This is a genomic window from Phenylobacterium sp. RIFCSPHIGHO2_01_FULL_69_31 (assembly GCF_001824475.1).
Lineage (GTDB): Bacteria > Pseudomonadota > Alphaproteobacteria > Caulobacterales > Caulobacteraceae > Phenylobacterium.
This window is the reverse complement of record NZ_MHXN01000034.1, coordinates 87,414-104,430: the sequence shown is the minus strand read 5'-3', so window position 1 is coordinate 104,430 and position 17,017 is coordinate 87,414. Positions and strand designations below refer to the sequence as shown.

The following is a 17,017-nucleotide window of genomic DNA, read 5'->3' as shown; positions in this document are numbered from 1 at the left end:
CCGACAGGCCGGCGCAAAAAGATCAGCGCGTCGGGACGGGCTTGTCGCCGCGATAATCGTAGAAGCCGCGACCCGACTTGCGGCCGAGCCAGCCGGCCTCGACGTATTTCACCAGCAGCGGGCAGGGTCGGTACTTGGAGTCCGCCAGGCCCTCGTACAGCACGTTCATGATCGACAGCACCGTGTCGAGACCGATGAAGTCGCCCAATTCCAGCGGGCCCATCGGGTGGTTGGCGCCGAGCCGCAGCGCCGTGTCGATGGCGTCGACCGTGCCGACCCCTTCGTACAGGGTGTAGATCGCCTCGTTGATCATCGGCACCAGCACGCGGTTGACGATGAAGGCGGGGAAGTCCTCGGCGTTCGAGGTGGTCTTGCCCAGCGACTGGGCGAAGCTGACGGCCAGTTCGTAGGTGTCGGCGTCGGTGGCGATGCCGCGGATGATCTCCACCAGTTTCATGACCGGGGCGGGGTTCATGAAGTGCAGGCCGATGAACTTGCCGGGGCGGTCCGTGGTCGAGGCCAGCCGGGTGATCGAGATCGAGGAGGTGTTCGACGCCAGCAGGGTGTGCGGGGTCAGATGCGGCTGCAGCGCCTTGAAGATCGTCTTCTTGGTCTCCTCGTTTTCTGTCGCCGCCTCGATAGCCAGGTCGGTCTTGCCGATGCTCTGCAGTTCCGCCGCCGGCTTGATACGGGCGATGGCGGCTTCCATCGCCGTGTGCTCGATGATCCCGCGCGACACCTGGCGGGCCATGTTCTTCTCGATCTGGGCGATGCCCTGGTCGATCCGCTCGGGGCTCACATCGTGAAGCAGCACATCGTAGCCGCCGAGGGCGCAGACGTGGGCGATGCCGGAACCCATTTGACCGGCGCCGATGACGCCCACCGTCTTGATGTCAACCACAGGCCTGGATCCTTCAGAGCGCTTGCCGCTTTTTGTGGCAGCTTTCTAACAGTCGCAGCTTTCTAACATCTGTATGGCGCACTGCGGCAAGGGGAATTGCTGCGACGCAGCAGATCAGGTGGGCTGCGGGGACTCCCGGACACGCGAGGCGACGGTTGCGGGCAACAACCATGCGCGGAGGGCGGCGATGGGTCGCAACTTGTAGCTGTCGTGACCGCGCACGATCTGGACGCCTCATTCGAAGGCGAGGCGCCTGCCGAACGGGCGACTCGCCAGCCACAAAACGAAAAAGGGGCGGCCCTTTCGGACCGCCCCTTCGCGTCATTCGACGATGGCCGCGCGACTATTTGCCGGCGGCGGCCAGGGCGCTCATCAGTTCGGGCACCGCGGCCTTGTAGTCCGCCACGAGGCCATAGTCGGCCACCTGGAAGATCGGCGCGTCGGGGTCCTTGTTGATCGCCACGATCACCTTGGAGTCCTTCATGCCGGCGAGGTGCTGGATCGCGCCGGAGATGCCGATGGCGACATAGAGCTCCGGGGCGACGACCTTGCCGGTCTGGCCCACCTGGTAGTCGTTCGGCGCGTAGCCGGCGTCCACCGCGGCGCGGCTGGCCCCCACCGCGGCGCCCAGCTTGTCGGCCAGCGGCTCGATCACGGCCTGGAACTCCTCGGCCGAGCCCATGGCGCGACCGCCCGAGACCACGATCTTGGCGGCGCCCAGGTCGGGGCGGGCCGACTTGACGATCTGCTGGTCGACGAAGCGGCTCTTGGCCGGGGCGGCAGGCGCCGAGACGCTCTCCACCGAGGCCGAGCCGCCTTCCGCCGCCGCCTTGAAGGCGGTCGGGCGAACCGTCAGCACCTTCTTGGCGTCGGACGACTGGACGGTCTCCAGCGCGTTGCCGGCGTAGATCGGGCGCACGAAGGTGTTGGCGTCCACCACCTCGATCACGTCCGAGATCTGGGCCACGTCCAGCTTGGCCGCGACGCGGGGGCTGAAGTTCTTGCCCTGGGTCGTGGCGGGCGTCAGCACCGCGTCGTACCCGCCCATCAGGCCCGCGACCACGTCCTGGAACGCCTCGGCCAGGCCCTGGCCCAGCTCGGCGCTTTCGGCGGTCAGCACCTTGCGCACGCCGGCGATCTTGGCGGCCTCGCCGGCGAGGGCGGCGGTGTTGGTCCCGGCGACCAGGACATCCACGTCACCCGAGATCGCCAGGGCGGCGGTCACGACCTTGTGGGTGTTGTCCTTGAGGGCGGAGTTGTCGTGATCGGCGACGACGAGAACGGCCATTAGAGGACCCCCGCGGTCTTGAGGTTGGAGACGAGGTCGGCAGCGGTCTCGACCTTGACGCCGGCGGAACGCTTCGGCGGCTCGGTGACCTTCAGGACCTTCAGCTTGGCGGCCGTGTCGACGCCGAGCGAGGAGAGCTCCTTCACGTCGAGCGGCTTCTTCTTGGCCTTCATGATGTTGGGCAGCGAGGCGTAGCGCGGCTCGTTGAGGCGCAGGTCGGCGGTCACGACCGCCGGCAGGTCCACGTCGAGAGTCTGCAGGCCGCCGTCGACCTCGCGGGTCACCTTGGCCTTGCCGCCTTCCACCACGACTTCCGAGGCGAACGCCGCCTGCGGCCAGTCGAGCAGAGCCGCCAGCATCTGGCCGGTGGCGTTATTGTCGCCGTCGATGGCCTGCTTGCCCATGAGCACCAGCTCGGGGCTCTCCTCGGCGACCACGGCTTTCAGCACCTTGGCCACGGCCAGCGGCTCGAGGTCCTGGTCGGTCTGGATGAGGATGGCGCGGTCGGCGCCCATGGCCAGGGCGGTCCGCAGGGTTTCCTGCGCCTGGGCCGGGCCGACGGACACGGCGACGATCTCGGTCGCCACGCCCTTTTCCTTAAGGCGGACAGCCTCTTCGACCGCGATTTCGCAGAAGGGATTCATCGACATCTTGACGTTCGCGAGGTCGACGCCCGTCTGATCGGCCTTAACACGGGCCTTGACGTTGTAGTCGATCACCCGCTTCACCGGGACCAACACCTTCATGGGTTGCTAGCGCCTCAAATTGTTTGCGGAAAAAAATGAGCCGGGTGGGCAATAGCGGTTCCGCCACGCATTGCAAGCGCGCGCACGCGACTTTCGCCGCAGCGCACAAGGCTAGTCAGAGGCGGGTCTCCTTACGTAAAAGGGCCGCATGAACGCCAATATCGAGCGCATGAAGCTCATCTTCCTCGGCTTCCTGGCCATGTTCGTCGCCGGCGCGATCGGCGTGGGCGTCTGGCAGGTCGGCTGGGTGATGCCGCGCGACAAGTGCGAGAAGGAACAGCGGAAGTGGTGGGACCCCGACCAGCGGGTCTGCGCCCAGCCGGTCCTGGTCTCGGACATCACCGGTCGCGTCATCACCGACGACAAGGCCCTTGCCGAGGCGAAGAAGGCCATCGGACGACCGGCGGCTCCGGCCGCCAAGGGCGAAGCGGCGCCCGCGGCGAAACCCTAGCGCGTCGCGCCGGATTTCCAGAACACCTCGGCCCGGCCCTGGTCGTTGGCCCAGCGGGCGGCGACGAACAGGAAGTCGGACAGCCGGTTCAGGTAGCGCAGCGACGGGCCGGTCACCGGCTCGCCCGCCTCGATCAGGCGCACGGCGTCCCGCTCGGCGCGGCGGCAGACGGTGCGGGCCAGATGCAGAGCGGCCGAGGCGGCGGTCCCGCCCGGCAGGACGAACGACTTCAGGCCCGGAAGGCGGTCGTTGAGGGTGTCGATCTCGCCCTCGATGCGCGCGATCTGGCTGTCCAGCACGCGGAGCACGGAGCCTTCGGCCTCGTCGGGCTTCGGCGGCGTGGCGAGGTCAGCCCCCAGGTCGAACAGCTCGTTCTGGATCCGCGCCAGCATGGCGTCGAGCTCGGGATCGGCGGCCAGGTGCACGCGGGCCAGGCCGACGCAGGCGTTGGTCTCGTCGACGGCGCCATAGGTCTCGACCCGCAGGTCGGTCTTGCTGACCGTGGCGCCGGTGGCCAGGCGGGTCGTCCCGGCGTCGCCGGTGCGGGTGTAGATGCGGTTGAGGGTGACCATCTCAGCCCTGGCTGCCGCGCCACCAGACCGCCAGCATCAGCACCGCGACGGCTACCGCCTGGGTCAGCACGCGCAGGCGCATGAGCTTGTTGGACCAGGAGCGCCCGAAGTCGCCGCCGCGGAAAAGGGCGTAGATGCCGAGGGCAAGGACAGTACCCACCGCGGCCAGGGCGGCAAAGATGGCGTAGTCGAATAGGTCCATGCCGCTAGCTTAGGCTGGTGAACGGCGCTACGCCATGGGCAAGGCCTGAGTCCATTTTAAACTTGACTTGGTAGCGCTTGATCATGTTCAACGAGCGCTGGTTCCGGCAGAACGGCGAGATTTGTCGTGCGGCGGGAAGCCTTGAGGCATAAGGGTTTGGGCTTCGCTGAGAGCGCTCCCATATGGCGTTCGCGGCGGGTTGTCGCATGGCTCGCATCGATAGCGTGGCCCGTGTTTGTTGAACATGTTCACCGCCGGTGATACCCACCGGTAATCCTCCCCACCTACAAATCGCCAGTCTCCCCCTAGCTGGCGAAATTCAAGAGAAGAATGAAGCACATCTCCCCCACGCAGGTCGCCGTCGACACCCCGACGCGCGCCCCCACCCGCCGGGCTCTCGCCAAGCAGCAGACCCGCCTGAAGGTCCTCGCCGCCGCCCGCCGCCTGTTCAGCGAGCAGGGCTACGAAGGCGCCACCATCCGCGACATCGCCGCCGCCGCCGGCATGTCGACGGGCGCGGTGTTCGCGAATTTCACTGATAAATCAGATCTCTTCCGAGAGATCATGGTCGACGACATGGAGGCCCTGAGCGCCGCCATGCGCGACGCGGCGACCCGCGGGCGCAATGTGGAAGACGCCGTCCTGAAGATCTTCATGGCCGGCTACACCTTCTACAAGAGCCGCCTGCAGCTGGCCCGCGCCGCCTTCTCGGTGTCCTGGGACAAGGATGGCGGCCCGACCCTCCGCGGCATTTCGTCCTCCACCGCTTTCCAGGACCTGTTCGCCGAGCAGCTGACCGCGGCGGTCGAGCGCGGCGAGTTGTCGCAGGAAGCCGAGGTCAAGCTGCGGAGCCAGATGCTGTTCGACGCCTATCTCTCGAACTTCCCGCAGGCGATCTTCGAAGGCTGGAGCCTGGACGCCCTCCAGGCCCGGGCCCGCGACCAGATCCGGATCCTGCTGGCCGGGGCGCGCCGGGGCTGATCGCCGCGCCATAATGAAAGCCGAGGTCGGACCTCTCCCGGGCGTCGCGCCCCCGCGGCGGTCGCAAAAGGAAGCGACGCGTCAGCGGGTGATCGCAGCCGCCCGGGACCTGTTCGACACCCACGGGTACCAGGGCACGACGATCCGTGAGATCGCGCGCCACGCCGGCGTGTCCGTGGGCAGCGTGTTCACGACGTTCGCCTCCAAGGGGGAAATCCTCTCGGAGGTCATGCAGGCCCGGCTCGAGCCGCTGTACGCCGAGCTCGACCGGGTCATGCCCCACGTGCGCGGGTCGACCGCCGACCGTCTGCGCACAATGTTCGCCGTCCACTTCGAGTTCGAAGCCCAGCACGTGCGCCTGTTCCTGTCGCACATCGCGGCGGCCTACGACTGGACGCTGCCCTCCGCGGCCCGCCCCTATGGCCGCACGCCGAGGCTCCAGGAGGTCATCCTGGAGACCCTGCAGCAGGGGCAGGAACGCGGCGAGGTGCGGCGGGACGTCGACCTTCAGGAAGTCGTCGACCTCCTGATGAGCGCCTACGGCTGGACCTACCGCCTGGTGATCACGAACAACGCGGATGCCAAGGGCCTGATCGCCGCGATGGATCGCCAGATCGGCCTGATCGCCGAGGGGTTCACGCCAAGATCCTAGCCAGGGCTCGTCCCCCGGCTAGTTCGCGCCTTCCAGCAGCCGCCGGGCGATCACCTGCGCCTGGATCTCGCCGGCGCCTTCGAAGATGTTGAGGATGCGGGCGTCGGCCAGGATCCGGCTGACCGGCTGCTCCACCGCAAACCCCGTGCCGCCGTGGATCTGCACGGCGTTGTCCGCCGCCGCCCAGGCGATGCGGGCGGCGGTGAGCTTGGCCATACCGGCCTCAAGGTCGCAGCGGCGGCCCTCGTCCTTGGCCCGCGCCGCAAACCAGGCCAGGCGGCGCGCGCCCAGGATCTCGGCGGCCATCATCGCCAGCTTGTTGGCCACCCGGGGAAAGTCGGCGATCGGCCCGCCGAACTGCCGGCGTTGAAGCGCGTAGTCGAGGGCGAGGTCGAGGGCGTTCTGCGCCACGCCGATCGCGCGGGCGGCCGTCTGGATCCGCGCGCTCTCAAAGGTGGCCATCAACTGGACGAAGCCCTGGCCCTCCTGGCCGCCCAGGAGGTGGGCATGGGGAACCTCGAAGCCGTCGAAAGCGATCTCGTATTCCTTCATGCCGCGATAGCCGATGACCCCGATCTCGCCGCCGCTCATCCCCTTGGCGGGGAAGGGGGCGCCGTCCACCCCGCGCGGCTTCTCGGCCAGGAACATCGACAGGCCGCGGTGATCCTTGCTGTTCGGATCCGTGCGGACCAGCAGGGTCATGAGATCGGCGCGCGCGGCGTGGGTGATCCAGGTCTTGGCCCCCGAGATGCGCCAGACATCGCCGTCACGGACGGCGCGAGTGCGCAGGGAGCCCAGGTCCGACCCCGCGTCCGGCTCGGTGAAGACCGCGGTCGGGATGATGGTCCCGGCGGCGATCGGCGGCAGGAACCTGGCCTTCTGTTCCGGCGTGCCGTGGGCCAGGATCAGCTCGGCGGCGATCTCCGAGCGGGTGCCCAGCGATCCGGTCCCGATCCACCCGCGGGACAAGGCCTCGGACACGATGCACATCGCCACCTTGCCCAGGCCCGAGCCGCCCCATTCCTCGGGCGCGGTCAGGCCGAAAACGCCGAGGTCGCCCAGCTCCTGCAACAGCGACAGCGGGATCAGCTCGTCGCGCAGATGCCAGCCGTGCGCGAAGGGCGCAATCTTCTCTGCGGTGAAGGCGTGGAACTGGTCGCGCACCGCCTCCAGCGTCTCGTCCAGGCCGCTGGCCTCCAGCGAGGGGCGCCCGCGGGCCTGGTCCAGCAGTTCGACGATCCGAAGCTTGACCGCCTGCGATGCGCCGGCCCGCAGGCGGCCGATCACCGGCTCCAGCCGTTCGGCGCTGGCAAGGACATCGACGGGCCGGAAGATCTCCCCCTGGTTCATCGGGATCCCGCCGGCCATCTGGCTCAGGTACTCGTGCGCCAGCAGCTGCGCGGGCAGGGCCTCGGCCTCGGTCAGGCGCCCTTCCGCCTCCAGCGCCCTGGCCCAGGCGGCCGCCTGGCGCAGAGTCTCGGCATAGGCCGCGGCCCAGGCCAGGCCGTGTGCGGCGTGCTGCTGCGCGTCCAGCGCGGCGCGATCCAGCCGTCCGTCCGCCGTCACGCGCGGAGCGACCGCGCCGGCGATGGCGGCGGCCAGCGCTGCGGCTTCATCCGCCGCGGCGTCGAGAAGGTCGGTGAGGTTGGGCAGGACGAGAGTCATGGGCGTCTTATGGCAGGCTTGCGTTGCGTCAGGTCAGGCCGCTTTGTGGTAGCCGACCCACAAGAAACAGGAAGCGCCCATGCTCGTCGTCCACCACCTCAATGACAGCCGCTCGCAACGCATCCTCTGGCTGCTGGAGGAACTGGGCGTCCCGTACGAGATCAAGTTCTACCAGCGCGACGCGACTACGCGCTTGGCGCCCCCCGAGCTCATCGCCGTCCATCCGTTGGGCAAGTCGCCGGTGGTGACCGACGAGGGACGGACGGTCCACGAGTCCGGCGCCATCGTCGACTACATCATCCGCCGGCACGGGGGCGGCCGCCTGGCTCCGGCCATCGGCAGCGAGGCCTACGAGACCTACAACCAGTGGCTCCACTATGCCGAGGGCTCGGCCATGCTGCCGCTGATGCTGCAGCTCTACACCGGCCGACTGGGCGAGGCCGCCGCCCCGCTGAAGCCGCGGATCGAGAGCGAGATCGCCAACCACCTGGGCTACATCGATGGCGCCCTGAAGGGACGGACCTGGCTGGTCGAAGATCAGCTCAGCGGCGCCGACATCAACCTGAGCTTCGTGGGCGAGATCGCCCTGGTGTTCGGGCGGGGCGAGCAGTTCCCCAACATCAAGGCCTGGGTCGAGCGCTTCCAGGCGCGCCCGGCTTACAAGGCGGCCCTGGAAAAGGGCGGCGCCTACAGCTACGCGCGCTGACTACTCGAACGGCGGGAAGTCGTCGTCCAGCACGCCGTCGATGAAGTCGAACACCGTGGCCTTCAGCGACGCATGGGGAATAGCCGAGAAGTGGTCGACGCCCGGCAGGCTCTTGCCGGTCCCGTAGGGGAAGACCCGCGCCAGGTCCTCTGGATCGCCCGCCAGGTCGTCGCGCGCCCCGGCGACCACCAGGACCGGCATCGGCAGGCGGCCCAGGTCCTCGCGGGTCAGGGGCGGGCTCTGGGCGGCGGTGAAGGCGGCCAGCGCCTGGCGGTCCTCGCCCTGCTCGTCGGCGAATTGGCGGAAGCTGCGCAGCAGGTCGCTGGGGATCGTCGCCGGGTCCTCGGCGGCCATGGCCTGGGCCATCGCTTCGACGCCGCCCGCGCGCGGCGGGTCGAACAGCTTGCCGCCGACCCCGCCCAGCAGGAGGTTCGAGATCCGGTCCGGCGCGTCGAGCGCCATCTGCATGGCCGTCCGCGTGCCCATGGAGTAGCCCAGCACGTCCACGCGTCCGACGCCCAGATGGTCCAGCAGGGCCAGGGCGTCCGCCGCCATGATGCTGCGGCCATAGTCAGCCGGGTCGTGCGAACGCAGGCTCTCGCCGTGGCCGCGCTGATCCAGGGCGATGGTCCGGAAGCCCCGCCGCTCCAGGGCCGCATACCAGCCGGTCCGCCGCCAGCCCTCGGCGCGGTTGGAGGCGAAGCCGTGAAGCAACAGGATCGTCCGCTGGACGGGTCCGGGCGGGGCGATGTCGTCGTAGGCGAGCTCGGCGCCGTTCAGGGTGATCTTAGGCATGCGCCCGAGCGTAGGGTCAGGGCGGCTCGCCCGTCCACTCCCAGTGCCAGGGCTCGAAGGGATAGTTCACGAAGCCGAACCGGTGCGCGTTGGCCAGAAGCCAGCGGTAGGTCGCGGTGCGGGTCATGAAGAGGCGGTTGGGGTCGGCGGTGGAGTCGGGGCCGTATCCCGGCGCCTGGCCGACATAGATGTCGGCGGCGAGGCCGGTGCGGTGGGCCGAGCATCGGGCGCGCACGATCCCGTCGCAGTTGCCCTCGGCCTGGCACCGGGCGGCGTCGGCCGCCGGGCTGCGGTAGCCCGAGAAGATCGTCAGATTCCGCGGGTCGGCGGCGATCTCGGGGACCTCGGCGCGGGCGGCGGCGGCCATCCGCCGATAGGCGTCCAGCGCCTTGGGCCGCATCCACACCTGCTTGCCGCCATAGCCCTCGTCCGTCCGCGCGGCGATGATCAGGTCGGGGGTGTCGGGGCAGGTCCCGAGCGAGGTGAAGCGGACGAATTCGCGGCGGGTCTGGACCGCGTTCTTGAGGGCGACGAACACCGGCTCGGTCAGCACGCCGGTCTCGTCCAGGTCGCGCGAGGCCTGCCATGCGGCCAGCGCGGCCGCGAAGCCCTCGCTGTCGCCCGGGCAGGCGGTGCGGATCTCGCTCTGGATCAGGGGCACATAAATCTCCCAACCGGTCTCCTGTCGGCCGAAGGGGGCCCAGGCCAGGGTCTGAAGCGAGGTAGCATTTGCTTCCGCGGCGCCGGCCCAGCCTTCGGAGCGGCAGTCGGCGCTGGCCGGTGTCGACGCTTGCCCGGCGGCCTCGCCCGGCGCGCCCAGGGGCTTCCCGGCCGGTGGATGCGCCGGCGAACAGCTCGTCACGCGCAGCACGAGGAGGAGCAGCAGCACGATGGCCGCCGCCGAGGCTCCCAGGAACCGCATGACATCTCGGAGCTTCATCCACATCACCGCCAGCAATGGGCGGCTGAACGCGGAGGTCCAGCATGAAGTTCTCGCCAATTCTACTTTGTGGTGTCGCGGCGGCCGCACTCGCCGCCTGCGAGATCCGGCCGCGCGAGACGGCGAGCACCTCCCAGAACTCGGCCCCGCCCGCCGCCTCCCTGCCCGCGGCGACCGCCGCCGCGCCGGCCACACCCTCCACGTCCCCCGTGGCGCAGGCGGTCGACCGGGCTGTGTTCAGCGCCGAGGCGACGACGCCTGCCGCCCGCCGCGACATCCTGATCCGCGCCCAGGTGCTGCTGGACCGGGCCCACTTCTCGCCGGGGGTCATCGACGGCCAGGACGGCGAGAACGTGAAGAATGCCATCGCCGCCTACGAGCGCGCCAACGGCCTGCCGGAGGATGGGGTGCTGGATGCGGAGGTGTGGGCGAAGCTCACTGCGGACACCGGACCGGTCCTGGTGGACTATACGATCACCGCGGCCGATGCGGCGGGGCCCTACACGCCGGAGATCCCCGAGGCCTACGAGGACATGGCGCGCCTGGACCGGCTGGCCTTCACCGGTCCGCTGGAAGCCCTGGCCGAGCGCTTCCACATGGATACCGCCCTGTTGCAGGCCCTGAACCCCGGCGCCGACTTCGCCGTGGCCGGGACGAAGATCCTGGTCGCCTACCCCGCCCGCGCCGAGCTGCCGGCCAAGGTCGCCCTGATCGAAGTGGACAAGGCGCGCAAGCAGGTCCGGGCCTATGACAGCGCGCGCAAGCTACTCGCCGCCTATCCGGCCACGGTGGGCTCATCAGAGCTGCCGACCCCATCGGGCGAGTGGGCGGTCCGCACCATCGCGCCGTCCCCCACCTGGACCTACGACCCCAGTCGGCTGAACTTCGGGGACAAGTCGGCGGGCAAGCTCACCATCAAGGCCGGTCCGAACAATCCCGTCGGCGCGGTCTGGATCGACCTCACCAAGGACACCTACGGCATCCACGGCGCCCCGGAGCCGCGGCTGGTGGGCAAGACCGCCAGCCACGGATGCGTCCGTCTGACCAACTGGGACGCCGTTCAGTTGTCCAAGGCGGTGGAGAAGGGCTCCAGGGTTGTATTCGTGGGTGAGCTGGCCAGCGTCGCAACCTAGGATCGGCGCAATTTCCCGAAATTTCTCAGGCAATTCCCATTGTAAAGGTTTCGGTTACCGAACGCCGGTTACCCATTTTGAGTAGCGGCAAAACGCCGCGAATAGGGATGAAGCACCATGACCTCTCAGGGTCCGGCGCAGATCATCGCGGCGATGAGTCGGATCGACCGGGTCGCGGGCCGAGGCATCAGGGAGCGCGACCGCCGCCTCCGGATGGCCGAGCGTCGTCGCCCGAGCCGCCGCGAGATCGAAACCTACGACGCCCTGATCCAGCGGCTCTCCAAGGTCCATCAGGTCGAGTTCGAACGTATCGACTGGGATCGGCTGGAGGGCGAGGGGCCCGTGGTCCCGACAGTCGCCCGCGACGCCGTCTCGGCGGTGGCGCGCCAGAGGCTGGCCAACTACCGGCCGTCGCTGATCGACGCGATGCTGGGCCTCGAGCGCGAGAAGCGCCGGGCGCTGATGGAGAAGGTGGTCGAGGCCGCCAAGGCCGACGCCGAGCTCTACGCCCTCGCCAAGTCGCAGGCCGACGCGCACAACCGCATGCTGGCCCTCGCGCCCGACGTGCGCGACCTCAAGATCGAGGCCATCGCGGGGGCGCTGAAGGCCAATGGCGCCGCCGCGGTCCTGAAGGATGTGATCGAGGGCTTCCGCCTCTACTCCGAAGGCAAGAGCCGACTGATCGGCCAGATCGATCTCTGGGAGTATGACGCCCTGCCCGACGAGGCGTGCACGAACGCCGGGTACGCCCCGGTGTCGGACGCCGATCGCTGCGAGCTCCACCTCGCCAACGCCTGCGCCGCGGCGCTGCGGGCCGCCACCGAGATCCTGCAGGCGGCGCACGTGCCGTCCGTGGAGATCCTGGCCCGCGTCTGCCGGCCTGGCGGCCTGGCGGAGACCGACATGCAGCCGGTGCTGCATGTGAAGGTTCCGGTCGAGGCCCTGCGCAAGCTCCAGCTGACCAAGGTCGACGCCCCGCAGGCGGTGGCCGCGCTCGGGGCCCAGGTCGATTGGAATTCCGCCCGGGGCTTCGTGCCGATCCGGGTGGACGATCCGGCGCTGGCGCGCCTGACCGCACCCCGCGCGGCCGCCTAGGACCGCCAGCGCAGCGTCGCGGGCTCGACCGGGTTCTCGAAGGGCCGGCCTTCGCGCCGGCTGGCGATCCATTCTCGCTTCAGCGCCTGGTACCACTTGGCCTGGCGGTCGGCGTCGTCGACCCAGAGCAGTGTCGGATCGTGCTTCAGGCCCTGGTTCTGCAGCTTAACCATGTCGCCGTCCTGGCGCAGGAACGTCCGCGCCATCCGCGCGATCACGGGCCCGAGCAGGCTGAAGGCTGGGTGGTCCGACCAGACGATCTGGGTGACCTGGGTGCGACCCTCGTCCAGCGGCGTCAGGCAGGTGAGCGAGAGCACCTGGCGCTTGCCCACCGTCACATGCTCCCAGCGCAGCCCGGGCAGGCGGAAGGTGATCTCCGTCTCGGGTCGCCCGCCCAGGATGGCGTAGGCGCGGCTGTTGCTGGACGGCGCGTGTCGGACCATGGCGAAGCCGGCCTCGCGCGGCTCGAACCGCTTTTCCTTGTCGTGCTCGCTGCCCGCCGTGCGCCACCACCACTGGCGATGGACGTAAGGGCCGTGCGCCGGGTCCATGAGGCCGACCACCGCCTGGTCGATGTGGGCGTCGAACACCATGCGGTCGACGAGTTTCGGGCCGCCGTCCACCACGCCCGGAAACACCGGCGGCGGCTGGTCCGGCTCGCCTAGGGGCGTGGCGCCCACCCAGACGAAGACCATGCCCTGGCTCTCGGCGACGGCGTACCGCCGCACCTGGATGCGCGAGACGTCCAGGGCCTGGTCCGAGGTCAGCGAGGGGATCGCCGCGCACGCGCCGTCCGCGCGGAAGCGCCAGCCGTGGTAGGGGCAGGCGACGGTCTCGACGCCCAGCTCGTCCTTGTGGAAACGCCCGGCCGACAGCGGCGCCGCGCGGTGCGGGCAGACGTCGCGCAGGGCGAAGAGCTGGCCGCCCCTGGAGCGCCCCAGCGCCACCGGCTCGCCCAGCAGCTCCACGCGGCTGAGCCGGCCCGGCTTCAGATCGGCCGACATCGCCGCGAAGTACCAGGCGTCGGTGAGGAAGCCGCGGCCAAAGCGGGCGTCCGCCCGGGCCGTTCGGGGGGCTCCATCAGGCATCTGCTTGTTTTAGCCGGCTATATCAGCCGCAGGAAGCACGCCGCATAGGGCGACAGGCCCACCGAGCCGCCGCGCAGGTCCGCCTCGCCGGCGCGCAGCGGCAGCAGTTCGGCCCGTTCCAGCGAGGGATGGGCGAAGACCTGGGGATCGCGCCCGAAGTTGAAGACGCAGACGACCTCGTCCCCCGCGTGGCGGCGGACGAAGGCCACGACGGGGTCGGCGGTGGCGACGAACGTGATTGCGCCGAGCCGGAGCGCAGGCGTGGCTCGACGCAGGGCGATCATCTCCCGGGAGAAGCTGAGCGCGGAGTCCGGGTCCTCGCCCTGTTCCTCCACCGACAGGCCGCGGTGTTCGGCGGCCAGGGGCAGCCACGGCTCGCCCTCGGTGAAGCCCATCTGGGGGCCGGCGGTCCAGGGCATGGGCGTTCGGCATCCGTCGCGCCCGCCGTCGTAGGGCCAGTAGAGGTCGCCCACCGGATCGCGCAGCTGGTCGCGGGTGAGGGCGGCCTGCGGCAGGCCCAGCTCCTCGCCCTGGTAGATCAGGGTTGTGCCCTTCAGGCTGACCAGCAGGGCGAACAGCATCTTGGCCAGCTCGGGCGAGGCGTCCTTGCCGCCGAACCGGCTGACCGTGCGCGGCACGTCGTGGTTGGAGAAGCTGATCGTCGGCCAGTGGTCGGGATAGGCGGCCAGGGTCTCGAAGTGCTTCGTCACGAAGCCGGCGTCCAGCTTGCGCGCCAGCAGCATCACAAAGGTGTAGCCGGAATGTAGGCCCTGCGCGGACGACAGGTAGGCGCCGCAGCGCGCCTCTTCCTCGGAGAACTCGCCGAAGACGAAACGCTCGCCCCCGCCCCTGCCGTCATGCGCCTCGACCCGGCGGCGGATGACGTCGAGCGTCTCGACGTTTTCCTCCAGATTGGAGTCGTACCAGTGGAGCTGCAGGTTGCCCGCGTGGGACCAGTGGTAGCCGCGTCGCTCCGCCATCGGGACGGGCGGATTGGGGGTCAGGGCCGCGTCGTGAAGAAACGTGCCGGCGACGTCCAGCCGGAAGCCGTCGACGCCCTTACCGAGCCAGAAGTCGAGCACCGACAGGGCCGCCTCGCGCGCGCCCGCGTCGCGCCAATTGAGCTTGGGCTGCTGGCGCAGGAACTTGTGATGGTAGTGCTGCCGCCGCGCCGGCTGGTAGGCCCAGGCGGGGCCGCCGAAGACGCTGAGCCAGTTGTTGGGCGCCGTGCCGTCTTCCTGTGGATCGGCCCACACGTACCAGTCGGCCTTGGGGCCGTCCCGGCCGCCGGTCAGGCTCTCCACGAACCAGGGGTGGACGTCGGAGGTGTGGCTGAGCACCTCGTCGAGCACGACCTTGAGGCCGCGGCCGTGCGCGGCGTCCAGGAGGCGCTGGAAGTCCTCCGGCGTGCCGTAGTCGGCCTGGATCCCCTCGAAGTCCGCGATGTCGTAACCCCAGTCGCGGTTCGGCGAGGGATGGATCGGAGAAAGCCACAGGCCGTCGACGCCCAGGCTCTGGATGTAGTCCAGCTTGGCCATGACCCCCGGAAGGTCGCCGTGGCCGTCACCGTTGGAGTCGAAGAAGCTGCGGACATACACGTGGTAGAGGATCGCGCCTTTCCACCAGGGTTCGCCGGTCATCGTTGCTGCCCCTCAGGGGGAGCTCCGGCGAAGCCGGTGAGGGGGCTTCCGCTCAAAACGTCCCACCTGCGCTCAAGAAAAAGGGGCCGCCGACCATCTGAGCGGAAGCCCCCTCCGTCGCCTGCGGCGACACCTGCCCCGAGGGGGAGGAACTAGACTTCCGACGCGTCGGTGACGATCTTGGAGACGAGGCCGTAAGCGACGGCCTCCTCGGCGCTCATCCAGAAGTTCCGCTGCGTGTCCTTCACGACCTTCTCGTAGGTCTGGCCGGTCTCGCGGGCGATGAGGCGGTTCAGCCGCTCCTGCATCTTGATGATCTCTTCCGCCTCGATCTCGATGTCCGAGGCCTGGCCGCGCACGCCGCCGGCGGGCTGGTGCAGCAGGAAGCGGGTGTTCGGCAGGCAGAGCCGGTTTTCCTTCGTCGCGCCCAGGAAGATGTGTGCGCCGGCGCTGGCCACCCAGCCGGTGCCGATCACCTTCACCTGGTTGCCGCAGAAGCGGATCATGTCGTGGATCGTGTCGCCGCTTTCCACGTGGCCGCCGGGCGAGTTGATGATCACGCGGATCGGCTTCTCGCTCTCGCTGGCGAGGGCGGTGATCTGGGCGGTGACCCGCTCGGCCAGGCGCATATCGATCTCGCCGAAGATCAGCACGGTCCGGGACTTGAAGAGCGCGTTCTGCACCGGCCCGGAGGTCATCGGCATGTCGGGCAGGCGGCCCTTGTCCTCGTCGTCGCCGTCTTCGTCGTCGAGGTAGGAGATCCACTTCAGCATCTTGGGCAGCCCTGTCTTGTCGCCGCGACCCGCGGCGGGAGTTATGTCCCCCAACAGCTATTGGTCCGGACGCGTGTCGGCAAGCGGCGGATGACGATTCCGCGCCTACCGCGCCGCGGTCAGCACCAGCCGGGCATAGAACTGGACCATCTTCTCCAGGTTGCCGAGCGTGATGTGCTCGTTGACTCCGTGGATCATCTGGACATCCGCCAGGTCGAACTCCACCGGCTGGAAGCGGTAGACGTCCTTGGCCACGGGCGTGAGGAACCGGCTGTCGGTGCCGGCGGTCACCAAGCTGGGGGCGACCGGCGCCTGGGCCACGGCGCCCGCGGTCGCCGCGACCACCTTCCAGCCCCACGAGCTGGAGGACGACACCGGCGACGGCTCGTTTGGCGGGGTGTTCCAGGCCAGCGTCACCGGCAGGTCGCCGACCGCCGCCTTGGCCCGGGCCATCACGGTCGCCGAAGTGTCGCCGGGCGCGATGCGGTAGTTGATCCACGCGGTGGCGTCCTGGGGCAGCACGTTCTCCTTCGGGCTGCCCTTCAGCATGGTGGGGGCGATGGTCGTGTGCAGCAGCGCGGCGCCAGGCGGGGTCGCGCCGACCTGCTTGGCCAGCAGGCCGCGGAACAGCCACTCGTTGGCCACCGCCATCCGCACCATGAACGGCGCATCGGGGGCCAGCGCCTTGACCATCTCGGCGCCGGGGCCCTGGAAGGTCATCGGGAACGGGTCGTCAGCGATCGCCACCACTGCCCGCGACAGGTTCACCACGCCGCCCGCATCCGGGGGCGGCGAGGACGAGTGGCCGCCGGCGGCCTTTGCCGTGACGCGCAGGGTTCCATAGCCCTTCTCCGCCGTGCCGATCACGGCCACCTTGCCGCCGCTGATGGGGTTGTCGTTGATGACCGCCAGGCCCTCGTCCAGCACGAACTCGGCCGTGATCCCGCGGGACTTCAGCAGCGCGGCGGCCGCGCTGGCGCCCTGGCCGGCCACCTCCTCGTCGCCGCCGGAGACGATCATCACGGTGCGGCGCGGCTTGAAGCCCTGCTTGGCCAGGGTCTCGAGCGCTTCGAAGATGCCCACCAGCGAGCCCTTGTCGTCGATAGCGCCGCGGCCCCAGACCGCGTTCTCGGCCACGACCCCGCCGAAGGGCGGATATTTCCAGTCCTTCTCGGTCTCGGGCGTCACCGGCACCACGTCCTGGTGCGCCATCAGGACGATGGGGGCCAGCGCCTTGTCGGTTCCGGTCCAGGTGTAGACGAGCGTCCGGCTGGCCACTTCCTCGCGGGTCATGGCCGCGTGGGCGACGGGATAGTTCGTGGCCAGCAGGGCGTGGAGCTTCGTCCACTCGGCGTCGACATCCTCGGCGCGGTCCTGGTGGCGGACGGT

Annotated in this window: 18 protein-coding genes; 6 read left to right on the top strand and 12 right to left on the bottom strand. The window is 69.4% G+C overall.

Going from position 1 to position 17,017, the window contains the following annotated elements; genetic code table 11:
• Positions 1 to 22: 22 nt before the first annotated feature.
• From A2790_RS18895 to A2790_RS18885, 3 genes are all read right to left on the bottom strand, one after another.
• On the bottom strand, positions 23 to 901 hold the full coding sequence (locus A2790_RS18895; protein ID WP_293394944.1) for a 3-hydroxybutyryl-CoA dehydrogenase: 879 nt from the start codon (positions 899 to 901) through the stop codon (positions 23 to 25).
• Between the two features lie 343 nt (positions 902 to 1,244).
• Entirely contained in the window at positions 1,245 to 2,189 is a 945-nt protein-coding gene (locus A2790_RS18890; RefSeq protein ID WP_293394942.1) for an electron transfer flavoprotein subunit alpha/FixB family protein, read from the bottom strand.
• Positions 2,189 to 2,935, bottom strand: coding sequence for an electron transfer flavoprotein subunit beta/FixA family protein (locus A2790_RS18885; RefSeq protein WP_293394939.1), 747 nt, complete (start codon positions 2,933 to 2,935; stop codon positions 2,189 to 2,191). The genes A2790_RS18890 and A2790_RS18885 overlap by 1 nt, the downstream gene beginning before the upstream one ends.
• 148 nt (positions 2,936 to 3,083) lie before the next feature.
• Here A2790_RS18885 and A2790_RS18880 point away from each other — a divergent pair, with 148 nt between their 5' ends.
• Entirely contained in the window at positions 3,084 to 3,386 is a 303-nt protein-coding gene (locus A2790_RS18880) for a hypothetical protein (RefSeq protein WP_293394936.1), read from the top strand.
• On the opposite strand, the gene A2790_RS18875 is transcribed toward A2790_RS18880, so the two are convergent.
• Together A2790_RS18875 and A2790_RS18870 are read right to left on the bottom strand one after the other, a co-directional pair.
• The gene (locus A2790_RS18875) at positions 3,383 to 3,958 is read right to left on the bottom strand and encodes a cob(I)yrinic acid a,c-diamide adenosyltransferase (protein ID WP_293394933.1); all 576 of its coding nucleotides are present in this window, start codon (positions 3,956 to 3,958) and stop codon (positions 3,383 to 3,385) included. The two genes, A2790_RS18880 and A2790_RS18875, sit on opposite strands and share 4 nt — an antisense overlap.
• A 1-nt stretch (position 3,959) precedes the next feature.
• Positions 3,960 to 4,160, bottom strand: coding sequence for a twin transmembrane helix small protein (locus tag A2790_RS18870; protein ID WP_293394930.1), 201 nt, complete (start codon positions 4,158 to 4,160; stop codon positions 3,960 to 3,962).
• A 330-nt stretch (positions 4,161 to 4,490) separates the two neighbouring features.
• Here A2790_RS18870 and A2790_RS18865 point away from each other — a divergent pair, with 330 nt between their 5' ends.
• Positions 4,491 to 5,141 carry a TetR/AcrR family transcriptional regulator gene (locus A2790_RS18865; protein WP_293394927.1) on the top strand — a complete coding sequence of 217 codons (651 nt, stop codon included), beginning with the start codon at positions 4,491 to 4,493 and terminating at the stop codon, positions 5,139 to 5,141.
• A 13-nt stretch (positions 5,142 to 5,154) separates the two neighbouring features.
• Positions 5,155 to 5,793, top strand: a complete 639-nt coding sequence (locus A2790_RS18860; protein ID WP_293394924.1) for a TetR/AcrR family transcriptional regulator — start codon at positions 5,155 to 5,157, stop codon at positions 5,791 to 5,793.
• An 18-nt stretch (positions 5,794 to 5,811) separates the two neighbouring features.
• Here A2790_RS18860 and A2790_RS18855 read toward each other — a convergent pair whose 3' ends face one another.
• Positions 5,812 to 7,458: an acyl-CoA dehydrogenase family protein gene (locus A2790_RS18855; RefSeq protein ID WP_293394921.1), complete on the bottom strand. Its 1,647-nt coding sequence runs from the start codon at positions 7,456 to 7,458 to the stop codon at positions 5,812 to 5,814.
• Between the two features lie 79 nt (positions 7,459 to 7,537).
• On the opposite strand from A2790_RS18855, the gene A2790_RS18850 reads away from it, so the two are divergent.
• Complete coding sequence (locus A2790_RS18850; RefSeq protein WP_293394918.1) at positions 7,538 to 8,164, top strand: glutathione S-transferase; 627 nt, start codon at positions 7,538 to 7,540, stop codon at positions 8,162 to 8,164.
• Here the strand turns inward: A2790_RS18850 and A2790_RS18845 are convergent, their stop codons facing one another.
• Together A2790_RS18845 and A2790_RS18840 are read right to left on the bottom strand one after the other, a co-directional pair.
• On the bottom strand, positions 8,165 to 8,959 hold the full coding sequence (locus A2790_RS18845) for an alpha/beta hydrolase (RefSeq protein WP_293394916.1): 795 nt from the start codon (positions 8,957 to 8,959) through the stop codon (positions 8,165 to 8,167).
• A gap of 16 nt (positions 8,960 to 8,975) precedes the next feature.
• Positions 8,976 to 9,899, bottom strand: a complete 924-nt coding sequence (locus A2790_RS18840; RefSeq protein ID WP_293394913.1) for a M15 family metallopeptidase — start codon at positions 9,897 to 9,899, stop codon at positions 8,976 to 8,978.
• A gap of 44 nt (positions 9,900 to 9,943) precedes the next feature.
• On the opposite strand from A2790_RS18840, the gene A2790_RS18835 reads away from it, so the two are divergent.
• Positions 9,944 to 11,032, top strand: coding sequence for a L,D-transpeptidase (locus tag A2790_RS18835; RefSeq protein ID WP_293394910.1), 1,089 nt, complete (start codon positions 9,944 to 9,946; stop codon positions 11,030 to 11,032).
• A 117-nt stretch (positions 11,033 to 11,149) separates the two neighbouring features.
• Positions 11,150 to 12,127 (top strand): hypothetical protein, encoded by a 978-nt coding sequence (locus tag A2790_RS18830; protein ID WP_293394907.1) that lies wholly within the window; start codon positions 11,150 to 11,152, stop codon positions 12,125 to 12,127.
• On the opposite strand, the gene A2790_RS18825 is transcribed toward A2790_RS18830, so the two are convergent.
• The 4 genes from A2790_RS18825 to A2790_RS18810 all read right to left on the bottom strand — a co-directional run.
• On the bottom strand, positions 12,124 to 13,215 hold the full coding sequence (locus tag A2790_RS18825; protein ID WP_293394904.1) for an aromatic ring-hydroxylating dioxygenase subunit alpha: 1,092 nt from the start codon (positions 13,213 to 13,215) through the stop codon (positions 12,124 to 12,126). The two genes, A2790_RS18830 and A2790_RS18825, sit on opposite strands and share 4 nt — an antisense overlap.
• A 17-nt stretch (positions 13,216 to 13,232) precedes the next feature.
• Entirely contained in the window at positions 13,233 to 14,855 is a 1,623-nt protein-coding gene (locus tag A2790_RS18820) for an alpha-amylase family glycosyl hydrolase (RefSeq protein WP_293394901.1), read from the bottom strand.
• A 152-nt stretch (positions 14,856 to 15,007) separates the two neighbouring features.
• On the bottom strand, positions 15,008 to 15,628 hold the full coding sequence (locus A2790_RS18815; protein WP_293394898.1) for an ATP-dependent Clp protease proteolytic subunit: 621 nt from the start codon (positions 15,626 to 15,628) through the stop codon (positions 15,008 to 15,010).
• A gap of 105 nt (positions 15,629 to 15,733) precedes the next feature.
• On the bottom strand, positions 15,734 to 17,017 hold a 1,284-nt coding region (locus A2790_RS18810), incomplete at its 5' end, for a M20 family peptidase (RefSeq protein WP_293394895.1).